Origin of the sequence: Pacificispira spongiicola (genome assembly GCF_012926505.1) — a bacterium.
Lineage (GTDB): Bacteria > Pseudomonadota > Alphaproteobacteria > UBA8366 > Aestuariispiraceae > Pacificispira > Pacificispira spongiicola.
In genome coordinates, this window is sequence record NZ_JABBNT010000001.1 from 530,569 (window position 1) to 550,064 (window position 19,496).

Below are 19,496 nucleotides of genomic sequence, written 5' to 3' on the forward strand. Positions count from 1 at the left end.
GCTCAATTCTTCGCACTGGGGGATTGGGTTTGGGCCAGGATCGCCGCGCGCACCCGATCCGGCGTGGCGGGTAGATGGGCGACGCGCGCACCGCTGGCATGCTTGATCGCGTTCAGGATCGCCGGCGCCGTCGGGATCAGGCAATGTTCGCCCAGTCCTTTCGCACCATAGGGACCGTGTTCGTCCCCGCTTTCCACGATCAGGGTCTCGATCGGCGGCACGTCGCCGACAGTCGGGATCAGATAGTCGTGCAGGTTTTCCGTCCGGCCGGGCAGGAATTCCTCCATCAGCGCCAGACCGATACCCTGGGCGACGCCGCCCTGAACCTGACCTTCGACCAGTAGCGGATTGATCGCCTTGCCGACATCATGGGCTGCGGTGATTTTCAAAAGCTTCACCGTGCCCAATTCCAGATCGACCTCCAATTCCGCGATCTGCGCGGTGGTGCCGAACACGGCATAGGGAACCCCCTGCCCGTTTTCGTCCAACGGCAGAGTCGGCGGATCGTAGGATTCCACCGATTCCAGCACATAGGTCGCATTGTCCGGTGTCAGCGTGTCGAGCGGGAACAGACGTTCCCCGCCGTCGTCACGCACCCGGATCGCGCCGTCGCCAACGCTGATTTCCGCATCGCCGGAAACATTGGCAAGCCGCAGGATGCGCGCCCGCATCGCTTCCCCGCACAGGCGCGCGGCATTGCCCGTGACGAAGGTTTGGCGGCTGGCCGAGGTCTTGCCCGCGTCCGGGGTCACGTCCGTATCCGGTCCGACGATATCGATTCCGTCGACCGGCACGCCCAGCGCGGTCGCGAAAATCTGGGCAATGACGGTATTCGCCCCCTGCCCGATATCCATCGCCCCCTGATGAAGAACGACATGCCCGTCCAGCGTGATCCCCGCGCGGATGGTCGACGGATTGGACAGGGAGGTATTGCCGCAACCATACCAACCGCCCGCGATGCCGACGCCCCGGCGCACGGTGCCGCCCTTGGCATTCGCTGTTGCCGCATCGGCCAGCGCCCGCTTCCAATGCGGTTCCAGGACATCGAAACATTCAACAATACCCATGCCGGTTTCGAAGACCTGTCCGGTCACCGTCGGGTCGCCGTTGCGCAAGGCATTGCGGCGGCGGAATTCCAATCGGTCGATACCCAGCGCATCGGCCAGATCGTCATACAGCGGTTCCTGCGCCAGCGCCGATTGCGGCACACCGAAGCCCCGGAACGCGCCGGACGGCGCTGTGTTCGTGTGGATACCCGCGCTGCGCGCCAGATAATTCGGCGTCTTGTAGGGGCCGGAGGCATGGATCGGCACCCGGTTGGCGACGGTCGGCCCCCAACTGGCATAGGCGCCGGTATTGAAGATCCCGTCGAATTCCGCCCCGACGATGGTACCGTCCGCATCCGCGCCGATCCGCATGGTGATTTCAGACGGATGCCGCTTCGTGGAGGTGGAAATGGATTCGATCCGGCTGTAGGTCACGCGGACGGGTTTGTTCAACACCCAGGCCGCCAGCGCGACATAGGGCTGCGCCGTCAGATCCAGCTTCGATCCGAAGCCGCCGCCCACGGCGGTCGGAATGATGCGGACGCTTTCTTTCGGCAGGCCCATCAGAATGGCGATGCCGTCCTGGTTCATGACCGGGGCCTGGGTACAGCATTGCACCTCTATCCGGTCGCCGACCCGTCGCGCGACGGCGGCTTCCGGTTCGATATAGCCATGTTCGATGAAGCCGGTGGAAAACGACCCTTCCGCGACGACCGCCGCCGATTGCAGGGCCGCCGACGCGTCGCCGCGCTTGACGAAGCCTCGGCACATGACATTGCCGTCCCGGCCCTTATGCATATCGCCGATACCGGCGGCATCCTTCGGCAACAACGCGTGCGGCAACGGCGTGTAGGTGACCGGGAATTCCGTCAGGTCCAGGGCGTTGACGATATCCGCCGACCCGACCACGGCGGCCACGGCCTCCCCCTTGAAGCGGGTTTCGCCGTCGGCGAAGATCGGTTGATCCTCGAAGCCCGGAATGACGCCGAACCGGTTATCGCCCGGCACATCCGCGACCGTCAGAATCAGGTCCAGACCGGTGCGGAGTTTGTAGGCGTCCAGATCGCCGAGTTCGAACCCGGCACGGTGATGCGGACACCGAACGAGACGCAGCACCAAGGTACCTTCCGCCGCGACGTCGTCGGCGAATCGTTCGGTGCCGGACACTTTCGGCAGGCCGTCGACGCGGGCCATCGGGGTCCCGACGCCGCCGACCGGATTGGCGGTCGTGCCGCCGCAATCCATCACCGCATCGATGATCTTGCGATACCCGGTACAGCGGCACAGAACCCCGCCCAGCGCGTCTTCGACGGCGGCCTGATCGGGTTTTGACCTATCGCGCAGCAAGGCGACGGCGGATACCATCATACCCGGCGTGCAAATGCCGCATTGGGCCGCCTGATGCCGCTGAAACGAGGCGGCGAGGTCCTTCGCGATGGGATCGGCGGCGAATAGCCCCGCCTGTGTTTCGATCACCGCGCCGTCGACCTGCCCCAGCGCCGTCGTACAGGCACAGACGGGATTGCCGTCGATCAGGATCGTGCAGGCCCCGCAATCGCCCGCATCGCAACCGACCTTAACATCACGCGTCCCCGCCCGCTCGCGCAGGGCATAGGACAGTCTTTCGCTGGGCGGACCATCGACCCGAACCGGTTTGCCGTTGAGGGAAAAGGATATGCCGGGCTGATGATCGATATCGGTAAGGGCCACGGGTTACTCCTTTTCCTGGGCGGCGCGGGTAACGGCGCGCCCGATCAGCGTCCGCACCGCGTCCAGCCGATAGGCGGCGGTCGCACGGACATCGTCGATGGGGGACAGGACGGACAAGTCGGCCTTTTGCAAGGCGTCGGCGAAGTCGATCGATCCGGGGACAAGGCCGGTCAGCGCCCGCTCCATCGTATCGATCCGTTGCGCAACGGGGGAACAGGCCCCCACCGCGATCGAAACGCTTTCAAGCGCACCGTCCGAGGTCACCGACACATTCGCAGCGACCATGGCCATGGAGATCACCAGATACCGCCGCGCGCCCAGTTTCAGGAAGCAGGAGCGATCCGACGGTCGATCCGGGACGATCACCGCCGTCACCATTTCACCCGGCTGCAAGGCAATCGACCGAACGCCGGTAATGAACTGGCCCAGCGGCACGGTGCGGCTGCCACTTGTGCCTGCGACCTCAACCGATGCATCCATCGCCAGCAAGGGCGGCACGCCGTCGGCGGCGGGCGAGGCATTGCAGATATTGCCGGCAATCGTCCCGGCATTTTGAATTTGGATAGACCCGACTTCCCGCGCCGCCAATTGCAGGGCGGTGAATTGCGGCGGCAGGTCAGCATCGCGGATATGCGACCAGGTCGTCGTCGCGCCGATACGCCATGCATCGCCGGATTTCGTAATGCCTTTCAGACCCGACACGCGGCTTAGGTCAAGTACCGGCCCATCCGCCGTGCGCCCCGCCCGGGCCGGGAAAAAGTCCGTCCCCCCGGCCAGCATCGTCACCGATCCGTCGGCCAGCAGCCCCAAGGCAGCGTCAATCGTTTCCGGTCTATGGAACTGCATCGGTACCCCCACAATGCATTTCATTTGCATACAAACGAATTAGAGACCCTTCAGAAAAATTGTCAAGCGGTGGCGACCGAAAATCAACGCGCGGCCGCAATCAATATTTTTTAGTTGCGTTTCTTCACAAACTCATTTGTATACTAACGATTATCTGCACGGCTCACGGAACGTCAGGAGACTTCGTAATGTCCGAAACGCTCGCCATCGACACCGCCGCCTCCGCGGTGGGAAAAAATGAATTTCCGATTCCGACCGGCTGTTATGGCCTGACGGTTCAGGAGGTTGAGCATTACACCGACACCTTGTTCCGATTCCGGCTGGCCCGTCCGGCGGATTTTCGCTTTCGGTCCGGCGAATTCGTGATGATCGGTCTGCCGAACGCGGAAAAACCCGTCTTCCGCGCCTATTCCGTGGCCAGCCCGTCCTGGGACGAGGAACTGGAATTCTATTCGATCAAGGTGCCGAACGGTCCGCTGACCGAACATCTGCAAAAAATCCAGCCGGGCGACACCGTATTGATGCGGAAGAAATCCACCGGGACCCTGGTGAACGACGCGCTGATCCCCGGCAAACGCCTGTGGATGTTCTCCACCGGCACCGGCATCGCCCCCTTCGCCAGCCTGATCCGCGATCCCGAAACCTACGACAAGTTCGACACCGTGATCCTGACCCATGGCTGCCGCACGGTGGCGGAATTGAAATACGGCGAGGACCTTGTCGCCGCCCTGCGCGACGATCCGCTGGTCGGCGAATTGGTGAAGGACCGCCTGATCCATTACACCACGGTCACACGGGAAGAATTCGTCCGGCAGGGCCGGATCACCGACCTGATCGAAAGCGGCAAACTGTTCGACGACCTGGGATTCCCGCGCATGGGACCGGAAGACGACCGCGCCATGATCTGCGGGTCGATGGCGATGTTGAAAGATACGAAAGCCCTGTGCCTCCGCCACGGGTTGGAGGAAGGCGCGAACAACAAACCGGCCCAGTTCGTGGTCGAACGCGCCTTTGTCGACTAAGGCCGTCCGGAACCGCTGGGACAGCGTAATCTTCATTGACACGCATTTCGGTAACATGTTTGCATACTAACGAAATGCAGATGCTGCATTTGGGGGAGCCACGACAGTGACCACAGCCGACGGTAAGCCGGATAAGATTCGTTGCGATGCCTGCCCGGTCATGTGCTACATCGCCGAAGGCCGTTCCGGTGCTTGCGACCGGTACGCCAATGACAACGGCCATCTCGTCCGTCTCGATCCCCTGAAAATCCTGCAAAAGACCGAAGCCGCCGGTGGCGACATCGTGCCCTTCCTGGAAAAGGAATGGGACGGCGATATCGTTCCCGGCAAGGACGGATTCGTGACCGCCATCGGTGCGGGCACGACCTATCCCGATTACAAACCCGCCCCCTTCATCGTCTCGTCGGAAGTCGACGGCGTGGACATGATCACCGTGGTGACCGAAGGCATCTTCAGCTATTGCGGCGTGAAGCTGAAGATCGACACCGACCGCCATCTGGGCGCCGAATGCGCCCCGGTCCGCGCGGATGGGGAAATCATCGGCCATGTCACGACATCCGAATACGGCAGTCAGATGCTGGCCGTCGGCGGCGTGCATCACCTGACCGGCGGATCCAAGAAGGAAGGCCGCGTTACCTGTTCCACCATGCTGGCGCTGTGTAACGGCGAAAAGGTCGATATCGAAATCGACGGCGGCGCCGCCCTGGAAGTTCAGGCGGGCAAGGCCCCCGTCATCAACGGCATGTTGGAAGAACGCATGCGCGTCGGCTGCGGGTCCGCCACGGTCGGCATGTTCGCCGCACAATGGAACGGTCTGGTGGACGAAGTCGTCGTCGTCGACGATCACATTACCGGCGTCATGTCCGAACATCAGGCGGGCAAGGTCATCGGCTGGGCCCCGACGGGCATCAAGATCAACGGCCGACGGTCCACGCCCGGTCGCTATTTCCAGGTTGCGGAACCCGGCACCGGTTGGGGCGGGACGAACCTGCAAGACCCGCTGTCCATCATCGGGGCCTTCGATCCGAAGACGGCGCGCGCCGGGCAGTCGCTGCTGATGGTGTCCACGACCGGCGAACATGCTGCCTATTTCGAATTGAACGACGATCTGGTGCCGGTCCAAATGGACATGCCGGACCGCTTGCAACCGTCGATCAAACGGATTGAAGAAAACTGCGAACCGGCCCTGACCTCCGTCGTATTCATGGCGGGGGCGGGCGGGTCCTTGCGGTCCGGCGTTACAGAACATCCGGTCGGCCTGACCCGCTCTGTTCAGCAATCGCTGACCTATGTCAGTTGCGGCGGCGCGCCGGTCTATATCTGGCCGGGCGGCGGCATCACCTTCATGGCCGATGTCACCCGCATGCCGAAGAACGCCTTCGGCTATGTGCCGACCCCGGCCCTGGTTGCACCGATCGAATTCACCATGCGCGCCGCCGACTATCGCGCGCTGGGCGGTCATATGGATTACGTCATGCCGCTGGCCGAAGCCCTATCCGGCAAGACGGGTCGCCAGAACGACCATATCCTGAAAGGACGGCGCGGCGTTTCGTCATCGGGCAACAATCCCTGGCCGACCGGCCCCGGCAACTATCCCTGGAGAGGCGCCGGCGGATGACGGGTCAAGCGACGGGGAAGGCCTGGACCGAAACCGCATGCATGCGCATGCTTCCCGACGGGCGCCGCCTGCACCTGTCGCATGGTCCGATCGACCTGATCGTGGAAGCCGTCGGCGACCCGTCGGAACGATCCCAGGCCTATATCCAGGCGCAAAACGCCTTCGCCGACATTCTGCCGACCTTGGTGCAGGAATTGCCGCGCCTGCGCTCGCCGTCCGGCCCCGTTCCGAACGGTCCCGTTGCCTGCCGAATGCATGCGGCGACGGCGCGTTTCGCCCCCGAATTCATCACGCCGATGGCCGCGGTCGCGGGCAGTGTCGCGGATTATATGCTGGAAAAGATGATCGCGGGCCGCACCTTGTCCCGCGCCTATGTCAATAATGGCGGGGATATCGCGCTGCATCTGGCGGATGGTGTGTTCCGTATCGGTGTCTGCGACGATCCGGTGACCGGCGCGGCGGGGGGCATTGTCGACCTGCGCCCGGAAGACGGGATCGGCGGTATCGCCACCAGCGGCTGGAAGGGCCGGTCCCATTCCCTGGGCATCGCCGATGCGGTCACCGTTCTGGCGACGACGGCGGCGCAGGCCGACGCCGCCGCCACGATGATCGCCAATCAAGTCGATCTGCCCGACTCCACCAAAGTCACGCGGGAACGCGCCTGCGACCTTTCCCCCGATAGCGATCTGGGGGACCTGTTGGTCACGACCGGCGTCGCGCCCTTATCGCCCTTGGAAATAGATGCGGCTCTGCAGGGCGGCGAGCAAGCGGCGCGGATCTATCTGGAGGACGATCGGATCGCGGCTGCCTATATCGCGCTTGCCGGGGAACGCCGCATCATCGACACCAATCACCATCAAATCATAACCGCCCGGGAGGCCGCCTGTGCCTGAACCTATCCTGCGAAAAAGCGCGCTTGTCGTTGAAGAGATTTTCCATGAAGGCGGCCCGGTCGCCGAAAAACCCCTCCGCCGGGCCGCGATGCTCTGTGTCATCAAGAACCCGTTCGCCGGACGCTATGTCGAGGATATCGCCGGGTTCATGGAAGACCTGAAGCCGCTGGGCGTGGATATGGCGCAGAAACTGGTCGATGCCCTGGGCGGCGATGCAGGCATCGTCGAAGGCTACGGCAAGGGCGCGATCGTCGGCACGGCGGGCGAATTGGAACACGGCGCGCTGTGGCATGTGCCCGGCGGTTATTCCATGCGCGAAATCTTACCCGCGTCCAACGCGATTGTTCCCTCCACGAAAAAGATCGGCGGACCGGGGACTCGGTTGGACGTGCCGGTCACGCATTGCAACGCCTCCTATGTCCGGTCGCATTTCGACGCGATGGAGGTCGGCCTTGCCGACGGGCCAAAGGCGGATGAAATCCTGCTCGCCCTCGTCATGACGACGGGCCCGCGCATCCATGCCCGCGTCGGCGGCTTGAAAGCGTCCGATATCGAAGGGAAAGACGGCCTGCGATGATTGCCCGCCTGCGCAAAATCGTGACCTTCCTGGAAACGATCGACCGGGAATTCGATCGGCCCGTCTCTCCACCGGCCACCCGTGTCTGTTGCGCGGCGCTGATCGAAAATCCCTGCGCCGGACGCTATGTCGAAGACCTGTCCGAACTGATCGAAATCGGTGCGGAAATGGGTACGCAACTGGCTCGGCGCTGTCTTGAGGTCGGTGGGCTGCGCGCGGAAGATATTCAAAGCTTCGGTAAGGCCGCGATGGTCGGGGAAGCCGGGGAAATCGAACACGCCGCCGCGATTCTGCACCCGTCCCTGGGCGCACCGTTGCGGGCGATTCTGGGCGGCGGCAAGGCGCTGGTCCCGTCCTCGAAGAAGATGGGCGGGCCCGGCGATACGCTGGACGTGCCGCTAGGTCACAAGGATGCGGCCTATGTCCGGTCGCATTTCGACGGGATGCCGGTCACAATCGCGGACGGGCCGCGCGCCAATGAAATTCTGGTCGCCATCGCCCTGGCCCCGACCGGCCGCCCCCTGCCCCGCGTGGGCGGATTGGAACATGCCGACATCGTCGGAAATGACGGGCTGCGGTAGAGGAGGACACGAATTCATACCGCCCGGACAACAAAATCGTCGCCGTGCGGTCAGATACGGGAGAGGCTAGGGAACCCCGCCGGGAACGGCACCTTCCCCCGCCGATCACAAGTGCCCCGGGAAAAGTCGGATGAACCGATGCCGGGGTGGCTTTAAAACTGAGTGACAGAAACGTCACCGCAAACATTGAACAGAAAGAGGCAGAGAATGAAGCATTTGAAGACATTGATGGCCGCTGCGACGGCCGTCCTGGCGGTCGCGGGTTCCGCGCAGGCCCAGGAAAGCATCAAGATCGGGGACATCAACCATTACAAACGACTGGCGGCCTTCGCGGAACCCTACAAGAAGGGTCTCGACCTCGCGGTCCAGCAGATCAACGACGCCGGCGGCGTTCTGGGCCGTCCGCTGGAAGTCATTTCCCGCGACGATAACGGCAAGCCGGGCGACGCGGTGAAAATCGCCGAAGAACTGATGACCCGCGACGGCACGGTCATGCTGACGGGCAGCATCCTGTCCAATGTCGGCCTCGCCATTTCGTCCCTGGCGGCGGAAAAGGGCTATATCTACCTCGCCGCCGAACCGCTGGCCGACGCGCTGGTTTGGGAATCGGGCAACCCCTACACGTTCCGCCTGCGCACCTCCACCCATGTTCAGGCCGCCATGCTGGCCGAAGAAGCGGCGAAGACCGACGCGGTTCGCTATGCCACCATCGCGCCGAACTACGCCTACGGCACGGCCGCCGTCGCCGCCTTCAAGGAAATCCTCACGAAACTAAAGCCGGACGTCGAATTCGTCGCCGAACAGTGGCCCGCCCTGTTCAAAATCGACGCCGGTGCGGAAGTCCAAGCGCTGGAAGCCGCGAAGCCGGATGCGATCTACAACGTCACCTTCGGCACCGACTTGCAGAAATTCGTGCGTGAAGGGTCGACCCGCGGCCTGTTCGAAGGCCGCAAGGTCTATGGCCTGCTGACCGGTGAACCGGAATACCTGGACCCGCTGGGCGAGGAATCGCCGGAAGGCTGGTTCGTCACGGGATATCCCTGGTACGGTCTGGAAGACGGCCCAGGTAAGAAATTCGTCGACGAATACATGGCGGCCTATCCGGATGAAACGCCGAAGGTCGGCAGCATCGTCGGCTATATGACGATCCAGAGCATTGCCGCCGCCTTGACCAAGGCCGGTTCGACGGACACGCCCGCGCTGCTGGCGGCGTTCGAAGACCTGCAGGTCCCGAACACCCCGATGGGCGACATCATGTACCGTGGCCTCGACAACCAGTCGACGATGGGCGCCTATGTCGGCACCACGGCCATCAAGGACGGCAAGGGCGTGATGGTGGATTGGGAATACAAGAACCCGGTCCCGTACATGCCCAGCGACGAAGAAATCAAGGCGAAGCGCCCGGCCGAATAAGCCGACGCCACCCTACCTGACGCCGCCGCGGATCGCCGATATCCCCGGCCGTTCGCGGCGGCTTCTGTTTCCAAAAACGTTTCGGGTTGATAGACGCCATGGGTCTCTTTGCGGCACAGCTCATTACCGGGCTTGCGAATGCGGCGGCTTTGTTCCTCGTCGCCTCCGGTCTTTCCTTGATATTCGGCGTCACCCGGATCGTGAACTTCGCGCATGGTTCGCTGTATATGCTGGGCGCCTATTTCGGCGTCACCCTGATGCAGATGCTGCCCGGCGGCTTCGGCTTCTGGGGGTCGGTCCTGCTGTCCGGCCTGATCGTCGGGCTGATCGGCGTGGTGATCGAAATCTGCGTTCTGCGTCCGGTCTATCGCGCGCCGGAACTGTTTCAACTGGTCGCCACGTTCGGCGTTATCCTGGTCATTCAGGATCTGACGTTGATGATTTGGGGTGCCGACGATCAGATCGGCCCACGCGCGCCCGGCCTGAAATCCGTCGTCCGCATCCTGGGCGAACCCATTCCGCAATACGACCTTGCCCTGATCGCCATCACGCCCTTCATCCTATTGGCGCTGTGGTGGCTGATCACCAAGACCCGGATCGGCATCCTGGTCCGGGCGGCGACGCAGGACCGCACCATGGTCGGCGCGCTGGGCGTCAATCAATCCTGGCTGTTCACCGGCGTGTTCTTCCTGGGCTCCGCGCTTGCCGGTTTGGGCGGCGCGATCCAGTTGCCGAAGGGCGGCGCCGACTTGTTGATGGATTTGAACATCATTTCGGCCGTCTTCGTCGTCGTCGTCATCGGCGGCATGGGATCCATTCCGGGGGCCTTCGTCGCCTCCGTTCTGATTTCCGTCCTGAACGTCTTCGGCGTCGCCTATCTACCGCAGAGCACCCTGGTCCTGATGTATGTGGTGATGGCCGTCGTCCTGCTGATCCGCCCTTACGGCCTGCTGGGACGGGAGGAAAAAGGCGGTGAGCACGGACAGGTCGGTGAACCGGACCGGCCGATCCGGCCTGCCGGACTTGTCGGGCGATCGCTGGTCGCGGCCTTGATGGTCGCCCTCGCCCTCATCCCTGTTTTCGGCAGCAACTTCACCCAGGTCCTACTGACCGACATCATCATCTTCTGCCTGTTCGCGGCCTCGCTGCAATTCATGCTCAGCACCGGCGGGCTGGTCAGTTTCGGGCATGCGGCCTATTTCGGCGGCGGCGCCTATGCCGCCGCGCTGCTGGTCACGCATGCGGGCACGCCGATGGAACTCGCCTTCCTGTTCGCGCCTTTCGCCGCCGGTCTACTGGCCATCATCTTCGGCTGGTTCTGCATCCGGTTGAGCGGCGTTTACTTCGCGATGCTGACGCTTGCCTTCAGCCAATTGGTCTGGTCCGCCGCCTTCCAATGGTACGATGTGACCGGGGGCGACGACGGGCTGGTAAACATCTGGCCGTCGGAATGGCTGTCCGGCACCACGACCTATTACTATTTCACCCTGATCGTCGGGGTCGGCGGCATCATCCTGTTGCGCCACCTGACGCATACGCCGCTCGGCTATGCCTTGCGGGCGGGCCGTGACAGCGACCGTCAGGCGGAAGCGACCGGCATCAATGTGAAGCTGGTGCAATGGACGGGTTTCGCCGTCGCCGGGGCCTTGGCCGGTCTGGCGGGCGGATTGTTCGTCTTCTCCAAGGGATCGATCTTCCCGAACGAATTGGAAATCGCGAAAAGCTTCGACGCGCTGATCGTCGTCTTCCTGGGCGGCGTGAAGACCCTGTCCGGCGGTGTCGTCGGCGCGGCCTTCATGGACGGCGTGCGGGACTGGCTGACCCGGTTGGAATATTGGCGGCTGATCCTGGGCCTGCTGATCATCGCGGTGGTCATCATCGCCCCCAACGGAATCGTCGGCAGCCTGCGGAAAGGCGCTGAACGGCTGGGCTTCTATCGCGGGGAGTTTTCGGAATGACGGTCGTCCTGAAAGTCGAAAACCTGTCGAAACATTTCGGCGGTCTGCGCGCCGTGAACGGCGTCACATTCGACGTTGCGCGCGGCGAGTTGAAGGCGCTGATCGGTCCCAACGGCGCGGGCAAATCGACCTGCTTCAACATGCTGATGGGTCAGTTGAAACCGTCCGCCGGACGCGTTTCCCTGAACGGCGAGGATATTACCGGCAAGCCGCCCCGCGATATCTGGCGGCGCGGCGTCGGGCGGACGTTCCAGATCACCGGCACGTATCAAAGCATGACCGTGGCCGAAAACGTCCAGATGGCGCTGATCTCCCACCACCGGAAAATCTTCGCCATCCGTCCCTTCGCCCACAAGCTGTATCGGGACGAGGCCCTCGCCCTGCTGGAAATCGTCGGCATGGCGGATCAGGCGGATCGGGCCTGCGCGATCCTGGCCTATGGCGATTTGAAACGTCTGGAACTGGCAATTGCCCTGGCCAACAATCCGACGCTGCTGTTGATGGACGAACCGACGGCAGGCATGGCGCCCAAGGAACGGGAACGCCTGATGCAATTGACGGCGGATATCGTGCGCGACCGGAATATCAGCGTCCTGTTCACCGAACACGACATGGACGTGGTCTTCGCCCATGCCCATCACATCATGGTGCTGAACCGGGGCGAGTTGATCGCCGACGGCACGGCGGCGGAGGTCCGCAACAACGCACAGGTGCAAGAAGTCTATCTGGGCGGCGGCACCCTTTACGCGAAGGAGGACGCCCATGCTTGAGGTATCCGGCCTGAACAGCTTCTACGGCAAGGCGCATATCCTGAACGATCTGAGCTTCACCGTCGGTCGCGGAGAGGTCGTCGCCCTGCTGGGCCGCAACGGCGCGGGCAAGACGACCACGATGAAATCGATCATGCAGTTGGTCCATCCGAAATCCGGCGCGGTGACGTTCGAGGGCAAGGATATCGCAGGCTACAGCGCCCACCGCGTGGCCCGGATGGGCATCGGTTACGTGCCGGAGGAACGCCGCATCTTCACCGACCTGACCATCCTGGAAAACCTGGAGGTCGGTCGACAAAAGCCGCGCGAGGATGCGCCCGTCTGGACCGTGGACGCGCTGTTCGAAATCTTCCCGAACCTGTCCGAACGCCGCAACAACCGCGGCAAGGCCATGTCCGGCGGCGAACAGCAGATGTTGACCATCGCCCGCACGCTGATGGGCAATCCGAAACTGTTGCTGCTGGACGAACCGTCCGAAGGGATCGCGCCCGTGATCGTGGAGCAGATGGCGAAAACCATCCTGCGCTTCAAACGCGAGGGCCTGACCGTCGTGATTTCGGAGCAGAACCTGCATTTCGCCGGGATCGTTGCGGACCGGGCGATAATCATCGAAAGTGGCGTCAAGAAATTCGACGGCAGTTTTTCCGAATTGGAAAAGTCGCCGGAAATCCGGGATGCCTACCTGTCCGTATAGGAAGGGAGGGGCGAAAGCGGAAATTGAGGAAACAACGTGAAGAACGATGCCGAAGGCGCAGGCGGGCCGATCCCGGAAGACAGCGGGGAAACCGATGCGAAACCGGATCACGGCTATATCCTCGATGAGCAGATCGGATATTTGCTGCGCAAGGCCTATCAGCGCAACGCGGTGATCTTTTCCGAAAATATCCAGGACCTGACCCCGACGCAGTTCGCCGTCATGGCGCGGCTGACGGAATTGGGGTCCGTCTCGCAAAACCAGCTTGGCCGGACGGTCGGGCTGGACGTCGCCACGACAAAGGGCGTTGTGGACCGTCTGAACGCCAGGGGTCTTGTTCACACTGAAAAAGACCCGGTCGATCGTCGGCGGCAGTTGATTTCCCTGACCGAAGACGGCTGGCGGCATTTCACGGAGAATGCCCCGCGCGGCATTCACGTTTCCGACCAAACCGTCGCGCCCCTGACCCAGGCCGAACGGCGCAATTTCATGCGTCTTCTGAAGAAAATTCTCTAACCCGCCCGCCGATACAAACCAAAGAGTGACTTGATGCCCCGCGAGCCGTCGCGGCGGCAAAGGACGGCATGTACGATGAATCCCCATTGACGCCGATTTCAAAACGATGCAACTATACGACCGTTCAACAAGCATCGTCCCTTGCGATGGGCGATGCTTCGGGGGGAACTCGTCGCATTCAACTTCAGTTTGGTAAGGGCGTCGCATGGAACGGAACCCGCGGTATGATGTGTTGTTTGAGCCGGTCCAGATCGGACCGAAGGTCGCGCCCAATCGATTCTATCAAGTGCCGCATGCCTCCGGCATGACCAATGCGAATCCGCGCGTTCGGGCGGCCTTTCGCGGCATGAAGGCGGAAGGCGGTTGGGGCGTCGTGTCGACCGGGGCCTGTTCCGTCCATCCGTCGTCGGATGACAGCCCCTTCCCCTTTGCCACGCTGTGGGACGATGCGGATATCCGCGCCCATGTTGCGATGACGGATGCCGTGCACGAACATGGCGCCTTGGCGGCGGTCGAATTGTGGCACGGCGGCGCGGCGGCGGTGAACCGCACCAGCCGCGACGCGCCCCTGTCCCCGTCCGGCGTGCCCTGGATGGCGACGCATGTCGGGTTCATGTCCTCCGCGCGGCCGAAGGTGATGGACCAGGGCGATATCCGCGACCTGATCCGCTGGCATGCGGAAGCCGCGAAACGCGCCGAAAGTGCCGGGTTCGATATCCTCTATGTCTATGCCGGAATGGGCTATCTGCCCTATCAGTTCCTGTTGAGCAGCTGTAACAAACGCACCGACGCCTATGGCGGCAATGCGCGCAATCGTGTCCGGCTTGTGGAAGAACTGATCGACGCGGTTCGCGAGGCGACCCAGGGGCGTTGTGCGGTCGCCCTGCGCATTTCCCTGCAGGAATTGCGATCCATGCCGTCCGACAATGCGGAATCCGAAGGACATGAGATCATCGGCTTGCTCAAGGACGCGCCGGATCTGTTCGATGTGAAGATGGATTATTCCACGACCGACTGTTCGCCGTCCCGCTTTTCCCCGGAGGGCAGCCACGAACCCATCGTCGATTTCGTGAAGACCGTCACCGACAAGCCGGTCGTCGGCGTCGGTCGTTTCACCTCCCCCGACACGATGGTGGGGATGGTCAAGCGGGGGGTGCTGGACCTGATCGGCGGCGCGCGTCCGTCGATCGCCGACCCCTTCCTGCCCAAGAAGATCGCAGAGGGCCGCGAGGACGAAATCCGCGAATGCATCGGCTGCAACATCTGTATTTCGTCCTGGCATGACGGCGTCTGGGTCCGCTGTACGCAGAACCCGACGGCCGGGGAAGAATGGCGGCGCGGCTGGCACCCCGAAAACGTCAAACAGGACGCGGCGGGATCGGCGCTGGTCATCGGCGGCGGGCCGTCGGGACTGGAAGCGGCGCTGACATTGGCGCGGCGCGGCTTCACGGTATCCGTTGCGGAACGGGCGCGGGACTTCGGCGGTCGGCTGCTGTGGGAATCCGGCCTGCCCGGACTGCGGCAATGGTCCCGTGTGGTGGACTACCGGCTGGGCCAACTGCGTCGGATGCCCAATGTTTCCCTCTATGCGGAAAGCGATCTTTCCGCGTCGGAAGCGGTGGAATTCGGGGCCGATCACATCGTCGTCGCGACAGGCGCGAAATGGACGAAAATCCTGTGCGGCGCGAACGAAATTCCGGGCGGCATGCTGGACGGGCCGACGGTTTATACCCCCGACGATCTGGCGGCCGGATCGCAGATCGAAGGGCCCGTCGCCGTCTTCGATTTCGACAATTACTATATGGGATCCGCCGTCGCCTTGGCGCTTGCCGCGCAAAATCTGGACACGACCTACATCACCACGGCGGGCGCCCCGGCGGCCTGGGGCATCATGACCAACGAACAGCCGCAGGTTTCGCAGGCGTTCCGGGAAGCCGGGGTCCGGTATCGCACATTGGAAATCGTCCAGGCATTCGACGGCCGGACACTGTCCCTGCAACAGATCTTCAGCGGCGAACATCGCGACATCGCCGTTCGGTCCGTCGTGATCGTCGGTCAGCGTGCGGGAAATACGGACCTGTACGACGCGCTGAAAGCCGAAGCGCCGCAGCAATCCGTCGTTCTGACCGGTGACGCGAACGCGCCGGGTGCGATTGCCCATGCCGTTTATCAAGGACACAAGACGGCGCGCGACCTTGGGCGTGCCGCCGAGTCCATCGACGTGCGCCGAGACTTCCCCCTGGTGCCGGACATGTCCCGATTGGAGGCCGCCGAATGACCGCCACCGGCCGCCGCCGTCCCCGCGCGCCGAGATCGACCGGCCTCAATCAGGCTGCCTTCGGCCAGCGTGTCCGACCCTATGCCCCGGTTCGCGTGATAAGCCTGGATCAGGTTGAAGCGATCCATCAGGCGGCCCTGCGCGTCCTGTCGGTAATCGGCATTCGCGTGCTCGATCCAACGGCGCGCAGCCTGTACGCGCAGGCCGGGGCGACCATCATCGAAGACCGGGTCCGCCTTGACCCCGCGATGATCGAAGGCCTGCTGAAAACCGTCCCGGAAAGTTTCACGCTGTCGGCGCGCAACCCGATCCACGACGTTGTCGTCGGCGGCGATGTCTGTGTTTACACCTCCGTCGGCGGCCCGGCCTATGTCATGGACAATGACCGCGGGCGGCGCGACGGCACATTCGCGGAAATGTGTGATTTTATGCGTCTGGTGCAGAGTCTGAACGTCCTTCACCAGGAAGGCGGCGGCCCCTTCGAACCGATGGACCTGCCCGCCAATACGCGCCATCTGGACATCTACCGCGCGCAGATCACCCTGGTCGACAAGACGTGGCAGGGTCAGACCCTGGGCCGCGCGCGCACCATGGACGGGATCGAACTGGCGGCTTTGTCCCTTGGAACCACGCCGGATGGCTTGAAGGACCGCCCGGTGCTGGTCGGCGTCATCAACACCAATTCGCCGCTACAGCTCGACATCCCGATGGCCGAAGGCCTGATCGCGATGGCGGAACACGGGCAGCCCGTGGCGATCACCCCCTTCACTCTGGCGGGGGCGATGGCGCCGGTGACGATCGGCGGCGCGCTGACACAGCAACATGCGGAAGCGATGGCCGTGATCGCCCTGACCCAGATCGTGCGGCCCGGCGCGCCGGTTCTGTATGGCGGGTTCACGTCGAATGTCGATATGCGCACCGGCTCCCCGGCTTTCGGCACGCCGGAATATATGAAGGCCGCCCAGGCCTCCGGCCAGTTGGCGCGGCGGATCGGCGTGCCCTTCCGGTCGTCCAACGTCACGGCGGCGAACGATGTCGATGCCCAGGCCGCTTACGAATCTCAGATGGCCCTGTTCGGCGCGTTGATGGGCGGTTGTCACCTTCTGGAACACGGGGCGGGCTGGATGCACGGCGGATTGACCGCCAGCTTCGAAAAACTGATCCTCGACGCCGAACTGCTGCAGATGATGGATGCCTATTTCGAACCGATTCGGACGGATGCGGACTCCCTCGCGCTCGACGCCATAGAGGAAGCCGGACCCGGCGGTCATTTCTTCGGTACCGCCCATACGATGGACCGCTACGGAAAGGCGTTCCATACGCCGCTACTGTCGAATTGGGACAATTATCCGACCTGGCTGGACAAGGGCGGCATCGACGCCCGGACCCGCGCGCATCAGGTTTGGACGGCCCTGCTGAAAGACTATGAACAACCGCCGCTCGACCCCGGAATTGCGGAAGCGATCGACGCCTATGTCGCCCGCCGCAAGGAAGAGGGCGGCGCGCCGATGAACTGAGGATCGGGGAGCGATATGGCCGTGACGAAGATCCGAACCGATTTCCCCCATGACGTGGAGGTCACGGAGAATATCTTCGTTCCCCTGCCCGATGGTACCCGTTTGGCCGCGAAACTCTGGCGCCCGAAAGGCGTCGGCCCGGTTCCGACGATCCTGGAATACCTGCCCTATCGAAAGCGGGAAGGCACCCGCGCGCGCGATGAGAAGGCGCATGCCTATCTTGCCGGGCACGGATATGCCTGCATCCGTCTCGACATTCGCGGAACCGGCGACAGCGAGGGGCTGATCGACGACGAATACACCGTCCAGGAACAGATCGACGGCTGCGACGCCATTGCCTGGATCGCGGCGCAGGACTGGTGCGACGGTCAGGTCGCGATGTACGGCATATCCTGGGGCGGCTTCAACGGGTTGCAGATCGCCGCCCGCAAACCGCCGGCGCTGAAGACCATCATCACGGTGGGATCGACGGACGACCGATACGCCACCGATGTGCACTATGTCGGCGGGTGCGTCAGCAAGGACAATTTCGATTGGTCCGCCACGATGCTGGCCCATAACGACCTGCCGCCGGACCCGGCGATTGTCGGCGACGCATGGCGCGCGATGTGGAAGGCCCGATGGGCGCATAACCAACCGTGGATTCTACAGTGGCTGGCCCATCAACGGCGCGACGACTATTGGAAACAGGGATCGGTCTGCGAGGATTTCTCGAAGATCACGATCCCGGTTTACGCCGTATCCGGATGGGCGGACAATTATTCGGAAAGCGTCCCCCGCCTTCTGGCCGGATTATCCGGGCCGCGTCTGGGACTGATCGGTCCCTGGGCGCATTCCTTCCCACATGATGCCGCCGTGCAGCCCGCCATCGGCTGGTTACAGGAAGTCCTGCGCTGGTGCGATCACTGGATGAAGGGCCGGGATACCGGGATCATGGACGAACCGATGCTGCGCGCCTGGATGCAGGACAGCGTCGCGCCCGCCACCTGTTATTACGAGCGCACGGGCCGCTGGATCGGCGAGGCGGAATGGCCGTCCCCCCGTATCGAACAGCGTGCCTTGTATCTAAGCGCCGATCATACCTTGTCCAATACACCCGGACCGTCGGCGGAACTGTCGGTTTGCTCCCCCCTATGGGTCGGGAATGCATCGGGCGAGGTCGGACGGTACGGCCAAGATGCGGAATGGCCGACCGATCAGCGCGAAGATGACGGCGGGTCACTGGTTTTCCTCTCGGAACCCCTGTCCGAAACGACGGAAATCCTGGGGGCGCCGCAACTGCATTTCAGCTTTTCCTGCGACAAACCGCTGGGGCTGGTGGCGGTGCGCCTGAACGATGTCATGCCCGACGGCCGGTCGACCCGTGTGACCGTCGGCTATCTGAACCTGACTCATCGGAACGGTCACGAAACACCGGAACCGATGGTGCCCGGACGGCTATACCGTGCGACGGTGGATCTGGACGATACGGCGCATTCCTTCCCCCCGGGCCACCGGGTCGCGGTGTCGATATCGACCGTCTATTGGCCGGTATGCTGGCCATCGCCGGAACTGGCGACCGTGACGATCCAGGCGGGCGATTCCCAATTGGACCTGCCCGTGCGACCGGTAGATCCGGCAGATGCATCCCTGCGCGCCTTCGGACCGGCGGAAATGGCCGCGCCGACGCAAACCATCGATCATCCGGTCGAGCCCGCGATCCGGCGCAGCATCCGACGCGACCTTCTGTCCGGCGAAACGGTCGTCGATTTCCCGCGTTGGACCTATTCCAGGGAAATGCCCGATATCGGACAGACCGTCACCTCCGACGCGTTCGTCCGCTACACGATCATCGACGGTGATCCGCTATCCGCCCGCTGCGATAGCGAATCCAATGTCGAAATCCGTCGGGAGGACACGACCATCGGCCATCATTCGACGGGAAGCATGACTTGCGACGCGACGACGTTCCGCATCCAGATGTCCCTCCGGATAACGGAAAACGCCGAAACCGTGTTCGAACGGAACTGGGATGAAAGGATTCCCCGTGACATGGTCTGACGACATCGGGCGGACGA

General features: G+C 63.1%; 15 protein-coding genes. 13 read left to right on the top strand and 2 right to left on the bottom strand.

What is annotated here, in order from left to right:
- Nucleotides 1-2 precede the first annotated feature (2 nt).
- A complete protein-coding gene (locus HH303_RS02495) occupies nucleotides 3-2,756 on the bottom strand; it encodes a molybdopterin-dependent oxidoreductase (RefSeq protein WP_319637285.1) in 2,754 nt (917 codons plus the stop codon).
- A gap of 3 nt (nucleotides 2,757-2,759) precedes the next feature.
- A complete protein-coding gene (locus HH303_RS02500; protein WP_169623618.1) occupies nucleotides 2,760-3,602 on the bottom strand; it encodes an FAD binding domain-containing protein in 843 nt (280 codons plus the stop codon).
- Between the two features lie 188 nt (nucleotides 3,603-3,790).
- On the opposite strand from HH303_RS02500, the gene HH303_RS02505 reads away from it, so the two are divergent.
- The 13 genes from HH303_RS02505 (at nucleotide 3,791) to HH303_RS02565 (ending at nucleotide 19,479) form a co-directional block, all read left to right on the top strand.
- The gene (locus tag HH303_RS02505) at nucleotides 3,791-4,624 is read left to right on the top strand and encodes a ferredoxin--NADP reductase (RefSeq protein ID WP_169623619.1); all 834 of its coding nucleotides are present in this window, start codon (nucleotides 3,791-3,793) and stop codon (nucleotides 4,622-4,624) included.
- A gap of 106 nt (nucleotides 4,625-4,730) precedes the next feature.
- Entirely contained in the window at nucleotides 4,731-6,242 is a 1,512-nt protein-coding gene (locus HH303_RS02510; protein ID WP_169623620.1) for a 6-hydroxynicotinate reductase, read from the top strand.
- Nucleotides 6,239-7,135, top strand: coding sequence for a UPF0280 family protein (locus HH303_RS02515; RefSeq protein WP_227421474.1), 897 nt, complete (start codon nucleotides 6,239-6,241; stop codon nucleotides 7,133-7,135). Before HH303_RS02510 ends, HH303_RS02515 begins: the two co-directional genes overlap by 4 nt.
- Entirely contained in the window at nucleotides 7,128-7,712 is a 585-nt protein-coding gene (locus HH303_RS02520) for an amino acid synthesis family protein (protein WP_169623621.1), read from the top strand. The genes HH303_RS02515 and HH303_RS02520 overlap by 8 nt, the downstream gene beginning before the upstream one ends.
- Nucleotides 7,709-8,293, top strand: coding sequence for an amino acid synthesis family protein (locus tag HH303_RS02525; protein WP_169623622.1), 585 nt, complete (start codon nucleotides 7,709-7,711; stop codon nucleotides 8,291-8,293). The genes HH303_RS02520 and HH303_RS02525 overlap by 4 nt, the downstream gene beginning before the upstream one ends.
- Before the next feature lie 207 nt (nucleotides 8,294-8,500).
- On the top strand, nucleotides 8,501-9,706 hold the full coding sequence (locus HH303_RS02530) for an ABC transporter substrate-binding protein (protein ID WP_169623623.1): 1,206 nt from the start codon (nucleotides 8,501-8,503) through the stop codon (nucleotides 9,704-9,706).
- Between the two features lie 98 nt (nucleotides 9,707-9,804).
- Nucleotides 9,805-11,664, top strand: a complete 1,860-nt coding sequence (locus HH303_RS02535) for an ABC transporter permease (protein WP_169623624.1) — start codon at nucleotides 9,805-9,807, stop codon at nucleotides 11,662-11,664.
- Nucleotides 11,661-12,434 (top strand): ABC transporter ATP-binding protein, encoded by a 774-nt coding sequence (locus tag HH303_RS02540; RefSeq protein WP_169623625.1) that lies wholly within the window; start codon nucleotides 11,661-11,663, stop codon nucleotides 12,432-12,434. The genes HH303_RS02535 and HH303_RS02540 overlap by 4 nt, the downstream gene beginning before the upstream one ends.
- Entirely contained in the window at nucleotides 12,427-13,128 is a 702-nt protein-coding gene (locus HH303_RS02545; protein ID WP_169623626.1) for an ABC transporter ATP-binding protein, read from the top strand. Before HH303_RS02540 ends, HH303_RS02545 begins: the two co-directional genes overlap by 8 nt.
- 36 nt (nucleotides 13,129-13,164) lie before the next feature.
- Nucleotides 13,165-13,644, top strand: coding sequence for a MarR family winged helix-turn-helix transcriptional regulator (locus tag HH303_RS02550; RefSeq protein WP_319637286.1), 480 nt, complete (start codon nucleotides 13,165-13,167; stop codon nucleotides 13,642-13,644).
- Between the two features lie 205 nt (nucleotides 13,645-13,849).
- Nucleotides 13,850-15,922 carry an oxidoreductase gene (locus HH303_RS02555; RefSeq protein ID WP_169623627.1) on the top strand — a complete coding sequence of 691 codons (2,073 nt, stop codon included), beginning with the start codon at nucleotides 13,850-13,852 and terminating at the stop codon, nucleotides 15,920-15,922.
- Nucleotides 15,919-17,439, top strand: a complete 1,521-nt coding sequence (locus tag HH303_RS02560; RefSeq protein WP_169623628.1) for a trimethylamine methyltransferase family protein — start codon at nucleotides 15,919-15,921, stop codon at nucleotides 17,437-17,439. Before HH303_RS02555 ends, HH303_RS02560 begins: the two co-directional genes overlap by 4 nt.
- Nucleotides 17,440-17,454: 15 nt before the next feature.
- On the top strand, nucleotides 17,455-19,479 hold the full coding sequence (locus tag HH303_RS02565; RefSeq protein ID WP_169623629.1) for a CocE/NonD family hydrolase: 2,025 nt from the start codon (nucleotides 17,455-17,457) through the stop codon (nucleotides 19,477-19,479).
- Nucleotides 19,480-19,496: the final 17 nt, after the last annotated feature.